Source organism: Streptomyces ferrugineus (genome assembly GCF_015160855.1).
Lineage (GTDB): Bacteria > Actinomycetota > Actinomycetes > Streptomycetales > Streptomycetaceae > Streptomyces > Streptomyces ferrugineus.
Map to the genome: position 1 here is coordinate 5,100,556 of NZ_CP063373.1, position 11,876 is coordinate 5,112,431.

Below are 11,876 nucleotides of genomic sequence, written 5' to 3' on the forward strand. Positions count from 1 at the left end.
ACCGGCAGCCTTCCCCACCGCCGCCCTGATCCGACCGGACCCTCTTCCAGCAGTGAGCCACCGCAACGTCCCTGGCCTCTCAGGCTGGGGACATTGCCGTTCCCCCGAGAGCGATGCTCAGGACCGGTGGATCGACTCAGGGAGGACTTGTTTTCCCCGGTGACTGATCGATAGGTGACCAGTCGTCAGAACCCGCGCGTGCGTGGCGCCAGACCCGACTTCACGCACTCCGAGATGACCAGCACGTTTTCGCCGAGGCGCAGGACCCGGAGGGTGAGGCCGGACTGCCCGGCGCCAGCCGCCAGGGCGGCCGCGCAGAACGCAACAGCGGCCAGGCCTGCGACGTCGCCCGCCGGCAGGCCGAGGACGGCAAGCAGCGCGGGACGGCCAGGAAGAGCGGCGGCGGGATGAGCGAGGGCAGCAGCCCGTACGACGCCACGCTGTGAAGGTCAGTGACCGACGCGCTGCTCGCGGGCATAGGCGTCGAGGCGGGCGAGTTCCTTGCCGTAGACGCGGTGCAACCTGCGCGGCGCGATGATCCGCTCGACGAAGCCGGCGACGCCGCTCTCGCCGTCGAAACTGGAGTTGATGCTCACCAGCGCCTGCTCGCCTTGCGGGGTCACGGTGAACGTCCTGACGAGGCCGGAGCCGCCTGTGTCGGTCTGGACCAGGATTCGGCCCGGCTCCGGCTCGGTGACCTGCATCCGGAGCTCCCGGACACCCCCAGCAAAGTCGATCTTGAACCGGACGACGCTGCCCGCGCCCACACCTCCCGCCTCGACCTGGAAGTCGTAGAAGGGGGACGGCAGGAACCGGGCTTGAAGTTGCATGTCTGCCAGGTACCGGTAGACCTCGTCCGCGGGAGCGTCAACGGTGCGCTCGGCTGACGCGGCGACGACGTGAGCCATGAGTCTGGCCTCCATCTTTGTGGGTTGAAGTGCTGGATTGCGCCCGCCGCCGCGGCGGGCTTCACAACCGGGTGCAGTGACGGTGGTCGGCGGAGAAGGCCGTCTGCGGCAGAGGCCGCGACGGTGACGTACAAGGTGGGGAGTGCTTTCGAGGCCCGCGACGAGGACACCGCCGACCGCCTCGATCGAGCCGGTCGCGTGGGCGGGTGCTTCGCCCGAGCGGGGACACCGTGTCCTCGATGAGTTCGTCAAGGACGCCGTGCGGTCGAGCGTTCTCAAGCGTCGACGGGGTGCCAGGACGCGTGGTTGTCCTCGATGCGGACGCGACCGAAGGGCTCGGGGAAGTGGACGGCGAAGCCGATGGTGTCGGGCTTGTTGGCCATGTCCAGGACGAGGCGGTGGCGCAGGCTGGTGGCCTGCGGGTGGTCGTGGTCGAAGGTGTTCTCCCAGAGCGGGTGGGTGATCTGGAGGGGGGAGTGGAAGGCGTCGCCGAAGGCGATGACCCGCTGTCCGCCGGCGTTGATGACGTAGGAGGTGTGGCCGGGGCTGTGGCCGGGGGTGAGCATGACGTGGACGCCGGGGAAGATCTCCTCGCCGTCGGCCACAGTGCGCACCTGCGCCTCCATGGCCTTGATCATGTCGCCCATGCCCTGCGCTTCGGCGTGGTGGCGCTGGGCCCACTCGGGTTCGGCGACCAGGTAGTCGGCGCCTGTGAAGACGGGCTTGTCACTGTCGGGGGCGGGGTGCCAGGCCCAGCCGATGTGGTCGGTGTGCAGGTGGGTGAGGGCGACGGCCTCGATATCGGCGGGGCCGTGGCCAAGCATGGCGAGGCTGTCCAGCAGGGCGCCGCCGGTGATGGTGCCGAAGGGGTTCAGCGGCGGCCCCACGGTCAGCGGGCCGGCGCCGGCGTCGATGAGCAGGGCGCGGCCGTCGCGTTCCACGAGCAGTCCCCCGACACTGGCCATCAGGTGTGTGCCCTCGTTGAGGTACTCGGGGTGCTTGGCCCACTCCTCCTCGTTGGGCTCCGTCAGCAGCATCCGGGCGTTGAGCGTGGCCTGGCCGTCGGGGACGTAGCTCAGCCTGGTGTCCCCGAGCGTGAGAGTCCGGATGCCCGAGGGGCGCCGCAGCCGCTCGTCCAGGTGGGTTGTCGCGTCCGTCATGGGTCCGACCTCCATATACTTGTGCGCTGAAAAGCTATGATCAATAACTATCATAGATTGAAGGAGCTTGCTAGTCTGGAGGGCATGACGACAACATCGCAATCGCAGGCGGAAGCGCAGTGGCAGTTGATGAAGCTGGTGCACGAGCTGGACATGCAGAACAATGCGCGCGTCCGTGAGCGCGTGGCCAAGCTCGGTTTCACCGTCGCGCAGGCTTCGGCGCTGCGCGAACTGACCGGTCCGATGACCTTGAGTGAGCTGGCCGTGCGGATGGGCTGCGAACCCTCGAACGCCATCGTCCCGCTGGACAAGCTGGAGGAGCAGCGGCTGGTCGAGCGGCGTCCTCATCCCACGGACCGCCGGGCCAAGCAGCTGGTCCTCACCCCCGAGGGCGCCGAGCGCCGGGAAGAGCTGCTGAAGTTCCTGTGCGAGGAGCCTCTTTGGACGCTGCCCCAGCAGGAGCAGGACGCGCTCCAGGATCTGGTGCAGCGAGCCATGGCACGCGCCGAAACCCCCAGCCCTTAACTGGCCGACGGCAGACCGCACTGACGGATACGGCGCACTGACATCACGCAGGGGGACCGCGCGGTCGCCCACGGCCGGGCTCGCTGCCTGCTGTCACCGGAGACCGGCAGGATGATGGCCTCGCGCCCGATCGCCTCCGACTGACACGTGGAAGCAGCGCCGTACGGTATCCGGCTTCTTGTGCCGCCACTCGGCTTCGAGCATGGGCAGGCCGGTCCCGGCCTCACCGGCGTAGGTGAGGCCGGGGTGAGGGTAGGCGTGCAGGCCCCAGCCCGGCCCGCCGCCGCGCGTGGGGCGCGTCCAGGGCCGGCGCGCGGGACTGGCCGTACGGCAGCCGGACGATGCCGGCGACCAGCCAGATGGCACGCGGGCTGGCGATCTTCCGGGCCCCGGGCGACGGCAGGTGACGAGCACGGGCCCGCGCATACGGTCCTTGCCCAGCCTGGACAGCAAGCGGGCAGTGCCGGCGTCGAGCGCCCCTGTCGAAGAAGGCCCTCTCCAGCGCCCGGACATGGACGGCCGAACTCTCCACCCCGCAATCCGGTTGATCCGCTCCTACAAGGACCCGCTTCTTTCCGCGCGGCCCAGGCCCGCCTTCCCGCCCTCCCCACCGCACCGCACCGCTGCAGGAGACAGAACCCATGGCAGATACGACTGAGGCGAGAACCGCGCCCATAGGCCGCAGCCTCGCCATCCTCGGCCTGGCCGCGCTCGCCTTCTCCCTGGCACAGACCTCCGTCGCGCCGGCGTTGGGCGACATGGCCACCTCGCTGCACACCAGCGCCCAGAACATGGCCTGGGCCTTGACCGGCTACCTCGTGGCGGCGGCCGTGCTGACACCGGTGTTCGGGCGGCTGGGCGACATGTTCGGCAAGCGGCGGCTGCTGGTTGTCTCGCTGATGCTGTTCGCCCTCGGCGGCGCGGTGGCGGCGCTCGGCGACAGCCTGGCCATGGTGGTGACCGGACGGGTGGTGATGGGCGCGGGCGGCGGCATCTTCCCTCTCTGTTTCGGCATCGTCCGCGACGAGTTCTCGCAGGAACGGCGAGCCGGCGCGGTGGGACTCGTCTCCGCCACCGCCGGGGTAGGCGGTGGGCTGGGGCTGCTCCTGGGCGGTCTGCTGGTGGACCATGCCTCGTACCGCTGGATCTTCTGGACCGGCACCGTGATTGCGGTGGCCGCGGCGCTCGCGGCGCGATTCCTGCTGCCGGAGTCGCTGGTACGTACCCCCGGCAAGGTCGACTACGCCGGTACCGTCCTGCTGGGTGCGGGCATCACCGCCCCGCTCATCGCCATCAGCCAGGCCTCCTCGTGGGGCTGGACCGGGGGCCGCACCCTGGGCCTGATCGCCGCCGGAGTGGTGGTCCTGGCTGTCTTCGTCCTGGTCGAGCGGCGCACCGCCGAGCCGCTGGTCGACATGACGGTGCTGACGCGCCGGCCGGTACTGATGACCAACGTCGCCACCCTGCTGATCGGCTTCGGCATGTTCGGGGTGTTCCTGCTGGTACCCCAGCTCGTGCAGACGCCCGCGGCCAGTGGGTACGGCTTCGGCGGCGACGCCACCCGCGCCGGGCTGATCATGCTGCCCGGTTCCCTGATGATGCTGGTCGCCGGCCCGCTCTCCGGCGTGCTGACCGCACGTTTCGGCGGCAAGGTCCCGCTGGCGCTGGGTGGTGTCGTCACCGCGTCCGGCCTGGCCCTGCTCGCTGCCGAGCACGGCTCCCAAGGGGCCGTCCTGGGCTTCACCATGGTCGTCTTCACCGGCATCGGCCTGGCCTTCGCCGCCATGCCGAACCTGATCGTGGACGCCGTCGACGCGGCCAAGACCGGCGAGGCCACGGGCGTCAACGCCCTCATCCGGTCGGTGGGTGCCTCACTGGGAAGCCAGGTGGTCGCCGGCATCCTCGCCGGCAGCGTCACCGCGTCGAACCTCCTACCCACCGAGCACGCCTACACGATGTCCTTCCTCGTCGGCGGCGCCGGGGCCCTGATCGCCGCGATCGTCACCCTGCTCATCCCCCGCCCGCACAGCCACGCCCATGTGTCCGCCCTGGACGAGATCGGTGCCGCCGCCCCCCCTGCCCGAGCCGGCCTTCGCCGCCGACGACAACGGCAAACGGCACACGTGAGCCCCCGCACACCACGGGCCGCACTGTCCGTGACCGGGAACGCGCACGGTACGGACCCGGTCCGACCGAGGATCATCTGACCGAGGCCATCATCCGCATCTGATCAGGCAGGCAGTCGCCCTCTGCTGCGCATGGCGGCGCGGACGCGTTCCTCGGCCAGGGTGCGGCCAGCGATGTGCGGGGTGGTGGCGCGGTTTTGGGCTTCTTCGAGAACGGTGACGGCGTTGGCGCGCAGCCGCTCGGAGATCGTCTGGAAGATGGTGGAGGTCTCGGGCCGGAAGCCGGAGTGGCGGGCGTCCATGGCGAAAGCAGCGGCGACGACTCCGCCGGCGTTGGCGACGAAGTCGGGCAGCACGGCGATTCCTCGTTCCGCGAGGATGGACTGTGCCAGGGGTGAGGTGGGCAGGTTGGCGCCTTCCACCACCAGCCTGGCCTTGATCCGTTGTGCGGTGGCGTCGTCGATGACGTCCTGCAGCGCCGCCGGGACGAGGATGTCGCAGTCGACGGTGAGTTCCTGACCGGGCGGCATGAGAAGGCCCTGGTGGTGGCTGACGAAGTCGTCGCCGTGCTCTTCTCTTTCGGCCAGCAGGGCATGCACGTCCAGTCCGGTGGGGTCGTGCAGGGCGCCCCTGGCGGTGGACACGGCGACGACGGTGGCGCCGAGTTCGGCGAACCGCAGGGCGGCGGCGTGGCCGACGGCTCCGAATCCCTGGATGGCGACACGGGCGCCGCCGAGGGGCAGTTGGAGGAACCGGGCGGCCTCGTCGGCCGCCTCGGCGACGCCGTATCCGGTGACGCCGAGTTTGTCGTAGGCGACTCCGCCGAGGTGGTCCGGGGTACCGACGGCTGCGCCGCGGTCGCCGAGTTCGTCCTGGATGATCGCCGCGTCGTTCTCGGTCAGGCCCATGTCGAGGCCCATGACGTATTCCCGGGGGACCTCGTTGGACAGGGCGCGGGCGAAGGCGCGCAGGATCGCCTCTTTGTCGGGGGAGGCCGGGTCGGCGACGATGCCGGCCTTGGCGCCGCCGTAGAAGAGGTCGACGCCCGCCCACTTCCAGGTCATGACGCGGGCCAGGCGGGCGACTTCGCCGACGGAGACGGTGGGGCTCATCCGGGTGCCGCCCTTGCCGACACCCCGGGCGGTGTTGTCGATGACCAGCACGCCCTTCATGCCGGTGCGCCGATGAGAGACGACGACGATCTTCTCGGGCCCCCAGTCGTCGACGAGGGAGAGTGCGTCAGTCACGGTGAGGGTTCCTTGTCTGCTGGTGAATCCTGGGCAGTGCTCGGGCGATGAGCTCGGCGAGGTGGGTGCCGCCGCGGTCGGTCCGCTGGGCGATCTGGGTGCGGCAGCTGAACCCGTCCGCGAGGACGACCGTGTCCGGTGCGGCGGCGCGCACGGCGGGCAGCAGGGCCTGCTCGCCGGCCGCGACGGACACGTCGTAGTGGCCGCGTTCGAAGCCGAAGTTCCCCGCCAGCCCGCAGCAGCCGGAATCCAGCACGCTGTTGTCGACCCCCATCGCCGCCAGCAGCGCACTGTCGGCGGTGAAGCCGCTCGTGGCGTGCTGGTGGCAGTGGGTCTGGCTGAGGGAACGGGCGTCGATCCGCGGAGGCCGCCAGCCGGGCGTGCGGTGGACGAGGAGTTCGGCGAGGGTGAGGGTGGAGCGGGCGAGCCCACGCGCATCGGTGTCGCCGTCCAGGAGTTCCGGCAGATCGGATCTCAGCGCCGCGGTACAGCTCGGCTCCAGGCCCACGACCGGAATGCCGGCGCGGGTGGCCGGGGCGAGCGCCCTGGTGGTGCGATGGGCGATGCGCCGGGCGATGCCCAGTTGTCCGGTGGTGATCCAGGTGAGGCCGCAGCACTGGGTGCCGTCGGGCACCTGGACCCGGTATCCGGCATGTTCCAGAACCGCCACGCCGGCCTTGAGGACGTCGGGCGTGAAGTGGTTGTTGAAGGAGTCCACCCACAGCACGACCGGGCCGCGGCGCCCGTCACCTTCCGGGGTGCGCGCGCGGAACCAGGTCAGGAAGGTCCGGTCGGCGAAGCGGGGGACGTCGCGTTCGGCGGCGATACCGCCCAGCCGTTTGATCGCCGGCGCGAGGCGGGACGCCGTGAGCGCGTTGACCAGCCGGGGCATACGGGCGGCGAGCCGGGAGAGCAGGGGCAGCCAGCCCATGGAGTAGTGGGAGGCGGGCCTGAGGCGTCCCTTGTAATGGTGGTGCAGGAACTCCGACTTGTACGTGGCCACGTCCACGCCGACCGGGCAGTCGGCGCTGCACCCCTTGCACGACAGGCACAGATCGAGCGCGTCTCGCACCTCGGCCGAACGCCAGCCGTCGGTGACGACCTCGCCCTGGGTCATCTCGTACAGCACACGGGCGCGGCCCCGTGTGGAGTCCTTCTCGTCGAGGGTGACGCGGTAGCTGGGGCACATGACGCCGCCGCGCGGGGCGGCCGTACGGCATTTGCCGACGCCGACACAGCGGCGGGTGGCCTTGGCGAAGTCGCCGTCGTCGGCGTGGAAGGGGAAGACCGTGGCCAGAGGAAGGGGGGTGCGGTGGGCGCTGATCCGGAGGTTGCCGTCGAGGGGCAGCGGGTCGACGATCATGCCGGGGTTCAGGCCGTTGTCGGGGTCCCAGATGCCCTTGAACCGTTCGAACAGGGCGATGACTTCGGGGCCGTACATCAGGGGCAGCAGCTCGGAGCGGGCCTGGCCGTCGCCGTGTTCTCCCGAGAGGGAACCGCCGTGGGCGGCGACGAGTTCGGCCGCCTCGGTGATGAAGGTGCGGAAGACGGCGGTGCCGTGGTCGGTGGTGAAGTCGAAGTCGACGCGCACATGCAGACAGCCCTCGCCGAAGTGGCCGTAGACGGCGCCGTGAAGCCGGTGGCGGGCAAGCAGTTCGGTGAACTGCCGTAGGTAGGAGCCGAGTTGTTCCGGCGGGACGGCCGCGTCCTCCCAACCGGGCCATGCCTCGGATCCCTCGGGCGTGCGGGTGGCCAGGCCCGCCCCGTCCTCCCGGATCCGCCACAGCTGCCGGGCACGTACGGGGTCGGTGACGATCTCGTGGCCGGCGCACCCCGCCGCCGCCACGAGTTCCTCGGCCAGCCGGGACAGTTCGTCCTCCTGGCCGCCGAGTTCGGCGAACAGCCAGGCCTGGGTGCGGGGCAGGGTGTCGATCGTGCGCCGGGTCTCCGGGCGGGTGACGATGTCGGTCAGGGACCGGTCGAGCCCTTCCAGCGCCAGCAATGGGTGCTTGACAAGGGCGGGGACGGCGTCGGCCGCGGCGATGGCGTCGGGGTAGCCGAGCACGACCAGGGCCCGGGCGGAAGGAGGTGCCACGAGCCGGACGGTGGCGGAGAGGATGACGGCCAGAGTGCCCTCGCTGCCGACCAGGGCCCGGGCGAGGTTGAAGCGCCGCTCCGGCAGCAGGTGTTCGAGCGCGTAGCCCGAGACCTGCCGGGGAAACCGGCCCAGCTCCGTGCGCAGGGCCGCCAGGTTACGTTCGGCCAACTGATGCAGGGCGGCGATGAGTTCGCCGCGTTCGCCGCCCGCGGCGACGGCCTCGCCGATCTCCGCCTGGGTCATCTCGCCGAGCCGCAGAACGGTGCCGCGGTAGGTGACCACTTCGAGTTCGAGCACGTTCTCCGCGGTGCGTCCCCAGGCGATGGAGTGCGAGCCGCACGCGTTGTTGCCGATCATGCCGCCGAGGGTGCAGCGGCTGTGGGTGGAAGGGTCCGCGCCGAAGAGCAGGCCGTGTGCGGCGGCGGCCTTCTGCAGGTCGTCCAGGACGATGCCGGGCTGCACCGTCGCCGTGCGCGCGTCGGGGTCCAGCGCGAGCAGACGGTTGAAGTAGCGGGAGAAGTCCATGACCACGCCGGAGCCGACGGCCTGCCCCGAGGTGCTGGTGCCCGTGCCGCGCGAGGTGATCGGCACTCCCAGGCGCCTGCACACGTCGAGCGTGTTCAGGACGTGCCGGCGCTCGCGGGGGAAGACCACGGCCAGCGGGATCCTGCGGTAGTTGGAGGCATCGGCCGAGTACTGGGCCCGTCGTCCGGCGTCGCCGTGGACCTCGCCGCAGTCGCCCTGGGCCAGTGCGTCGGTCACCGCGGCCGCGTCGAGACGTTCCTGGTCCTGCGCTGTCGTCGTCACCGCGGTTCGGTCCCTCTCTCTCGCCTGCTGCGTCACCGCCACGATCAGTGCCTGCCCCCCGCTTCCACAAGACCCAGCAGCGCGATAGAAATCACTCGTGAGGGCAAGCAATGCTTATGCTGGGGCTCGCGTTCGGCGGGAGGAACACTGTGCTCAAACCGCAGCATCTGCTCACCTTGAGGGCCGTACTGCGCACCGGCTCGTTCGTCCTCGCGGCCCGCGATCTCGGCTACACCGCCTCCGCGATCTCCCAGCAGGTCTCGGCTCTGGAGAAGGAGACGGGACTGGTGCTGTTCGAGCGGGAGGCGCACGGCATCCGGGCGACCGCGGCGGCTCACCGGCTGGTCGACCTCAGCGTGCCGGTGCTGGCTGCCATGGACGACCTCGGTCATCAGGTACGCCAGCTCGTCACCGGCGTCACCGGCCGGTTGAGGCTGGGCAGCTTCCCCACGGCCGGTGTACGACTCGTACCGCCCGCGCTGTCGGCTCTGACGGCAACCCACCCACGGGCACAGATCCAGCTGGAGGAGGGGGAGCCGGAGGAACTCGTCGCCGCGGTGAACGACGGTGATCTGGATGTGGCGCTGGTGTACGAGTACGGGCTCGGCCCCCGGCAGTGGCCCGACGGCATGGCCCGCCACCACCTCGTACGCGAGGATCTCGTCCTTCTGAGGGCCCGGGACAGCGGTCTCGGCGCACGCCTGACCGGGCTGTCGCAGGCCCGCTGGATCACCAGCGGGGAGGGCACCGCCGGTGCCCTTTCCCTCACCCGGCTGTGCGCGGCGGCCGGTTTCGAGGCCGAGATCGCCTTCCGCAGCAACAACTACGACGTCGTACGGGAGTTGGTGTCCGCCGGTCTCGGCGTGGCCGTCGTGCCGGGGCTCGGGCATGTGCCCAGCGACGCGGTGGAGGCGGCACGGCTTCCGCAGCGCTCGGCGTTCCGCCGTGTGCTGGCCCTGCATCGCGGCGAGAACAGCAACCCACTGCTCGGCACGGCCATTCGCGCCCTGCGCGGTGCGGTGCCGGTCGGGGATCCGTTTGTGCACCCGGCGCAGGACGAACAGGAGGGGTAGGCGGCAGCGGTGGCGTCAGGACTCGGGCATGGCGAAGCGTGCCATGTTGCCCATGCGGCGCTGGCTGTTGGTGACCACGCGGGTGGCCTCCGCGAGGATCGCGCGGTCGACCGGTGGGAGCCGTTCGAGACGGACGACGTCGGTCGGGGTCCGGTCGGCCGTCGTCTGCTCCATCTGCCAGGCGAGTCTGATGCCCTGGACGGCGTCGAAGGCGTCGGCGAGTGCGACGGCGTCGGTCTCGTTGAGCATGGCGGATCCGCCGGCCGCCAGGAGCCGTTGGTCCGTCGGCAGCGCCGTCGAGCCCACGCTGAGCGCGGCCCAGCGCGCGATGTTGGCGATCGGGACGAGGAACTGGGCCTTCAGGTCGATCTTCTTCCTGCGCCACGGGGTCGGGCGGCTGCTCTGCGCGATCGAAGCCGCCAGCAGCATGGACATCGTGCGGGGATGCATCCGGAGGTCTCCGAAGACGCGGGCGACTTCGGGCAGTCCGCGATCGCCGTGGATCGGGCGGCCGTCGACGAGCAGGCAGGTCATGATGACGGCGTCGTCGGCTTCGGGTGCGGTGATCCAGTCCCGGCCCGCACGGGCCCAGTCCGCGTGGGTCCGTGCGAACTTCGGGTCCACCGGGCTGACCCCGTGCCGGTCGTGCGCGAGGCCGGCCTGCTCCAGTACTTCGGCGACCTTCGCGAACATGGGCTGGTACTCGGCGATCCCGGCGGCGTCGAGGGCGTTGTCGAAGGAGGCCGCCGCGTCGATGTCCGACGACAGCAGGGCCTCCCTGCGCCCGTTGCTGCCGAGCGAGAGCCAGGTGAACGCGTCGGTCCGCAGGTGCGGATACTGCTCCGCGACGAGCTCGATGGTCCGGCGTACCGCGGCGTCGATGATGGCCGAGTGGACGGTGATGACACGGCTCGGAGCCAGTCCCTTGGCCATGAGGCCGGTCAGCATGCCCGGCACCGACCGGTAGCGGTCCTTGAGGTCGTCGACCGTCTCGGCACGGTGGATCTGCTCGTGCAGGGAGGCTCCGGCGGTGGTCGACGAGACCACGAAGTCGCGTGCGGCGACAGCACCCTTGAGCTGGTCGGCGCGGTCGGTGACGAGCACGACGTCGCCGTGGGACTCCAGCACGGTGATGAGGGCCTCGGCGGCGGAAGCGCCCAGCCGGATCGACGGTGCGTCACCCTGCATCGCGGTGCTCACCGCTTGGGTGACCGGCAGCGCCGAGGCCACGGCCCGCCGGATCCCGGCATCGGTGAGGATGCCGTAGCCGCCGTTCTCCTGCCGGACGGCGACATAGGGCAGCCCCGTCTCCTCCATCCGGGCCGCGGCCTGCGCGATGGTCGTCGTCGGTTCGACCAGCAGGGGTGACGCGACGATCAGGTCGTCGACGAGGGTGTAGGTCGGGATGGCGCCGCTCACCATCATCCGACGGCTCATGTCGACTTCTCGCGCGAGCAGTCGGGCACCGTGACGCGTCGCGAACACCGGGTCGACCAGGTCGGGGTCGAGGCGTACGACGACAGTCTGACCGGACGCCTCGACGCGCGGGCCCACCGCTTCGCCGAGCAGGGTCGCCACGTACCCGAACATCTCGGTCGGGCCGAGGTGGTAGGCCGGCAGTTCCCGGATGCGGTCGGGGTTCGTCCAGACGGAGACCCGGCCGCGCCACACGACATGCAGGCCGCGCTCGGGCCGGGCGAAGGCGTCGAGGATCACCTCGCCCGTGCCGTAGGACGTCACCGTGGCACGCTCGGCCGCCCGGGCGAGGCGCTCCGCGTCGAGGGTGTCGAGCGGCGGGCAGAGTCTCAGGAACTCCACGAGCGAACGGACGTCGACCGGATCGGCGGAATTCATCGTGGGCTCCTTGGAACGGACAGGCGGCCGGAAATCGACGGCCGAGCGGCCCCGCGGGATCGATCGCGGGGCCGCCTC

General features: G+C 70.7%; 8 protein-coding genes. 3 read left to right on the forward strand and 5 right to left on the reverse strand.

Annotation, left to right across the window (positions count from 1 at the left end):
* Positions 1–449: 449 nt before the first annotated feature.
* Both IM697_RS23185 and IM697_RS23190 read right to left on the reverse strand, forming a co-directional pair.
* On the reverse strand, positions 450–908 hold the full coding sequence (locus IM697_RS23185; protein WP_194037844.1) for an SRPBCC family protein: 459 nt from the start codon (positions 906–908) through the stop codon (positions 450–452).
* Positions 909–1,183: 275 nt separating this feature from the next.
* A complete protein-coding gene (locus IM697_RS23190) occupies positions 1,184–2,068 on the reverse strand; it encodes an MBL fold metallo-hydrolase (protein WP_194037847.1) in 885 nt (294 codons plus the stop codon).
* 84 nt (positions 2,069–2,152) lie between these two features.
* Here IM697_RS23190 and IM697_RS23195 point away from each other — a divergent pair, with 84 nt between their 5' ends.
* Together IM697_RS23195 and IM697_RS23200 are read left to right on the forward strand one after the other, a co-directional pair.
* Positions 2,153–2,593, forward strand: coding sequence for a MarR family winged helix-turn-helix transcriptional regulator (locus IM697_RS23195; RefSeq protein WP_194037850.1), 441 nt, complete (start codon positions 2,153–2,155; stop codon positions 2,591–2,593).
* Positions 2,594–3,234: 641 nt separating this feature from the next.
* The gene (locus IM697_RS23200) at positions 3,235–4,800 is read left to right on the forward strand and encodes an MFS transporter (protein WP_228044122.1); all 1,566 of its coding nucleotides are present in this window, start codon (positions 3,235–3,237) and stop codon (positions 4,798–4,800) included.
* A gap of 23 nt (positions 4,801–4,823) precedes the next feature.
* Here the strand turns inward: IM697_RS23200 and IM697_RS23205 are convergent, their stop codons facing one another.
* Both IM697_RS23205 and IM697_RS23210 read right to left on the reverse strand, forming a co-directional pair.
* A complete protein-coding gene (locus tag IM697_RS23205) occupies positions 4,824–5,966 on the reverse strand; it encodes a Glu/Leu/Phe/Val family dehydrogenase (protein ID WP_194037851.1) in 1,143 nt (380 codons plus the stop codon).
* Positions 5,959–8,871: an FAD-binding and (Fe-S)-binding domain-containing protein gene (locus tag IM697_RS23210; protein WP_194037853.1), complete on the reverse strand. Its 2,913-nt coding sequence runs from the start codon at positions 8,869–8,871 to the stop codon at positions 5,959–5,961. The genes IM697_RS23205 and IM697_RS23210 overlap by 8 nt, the downstream gene beginning before the upstream one ends.
* A gap of 149 nt (positions 8,872–9,020) precedes the next feature.
* Here IM697_RS23210 and IM697_RS23215 point away from each other — a divergent pair, with 149 nt between their 5' ends.
* Positions 9,021–9,944: a LysR substrate-binding domain-containing protein gene (locus tag IM697_RS23215; RefSeq protein WP_194037855.1), complete on the forward strand. Its 924-nt coding sequence runs from the start codon at positions 9,021–9,023 to the stop codon at positions 9,942–9,944.
* A gap of 15 nt (positions 9,945–9,959) precedes the next feature.
* On the opposite strand, the gene IM697_RS23220 is transcribed toward IM697_RS23215, so the two are convergent.
* Complete coding sequence (locus tag IM697_RS23220) at positions 9,960–11,798, reverse strand: putative nucleotidyltransferase substrate binding domain-containing protein (RefSeq protein WP_194037857.1); 1,839 nt, start codon at positions 11,796–11,798, stop codon at positions 9,960–9,962.
* Positions 11,799–11,876: the final 78 nt, after the last annotated feature.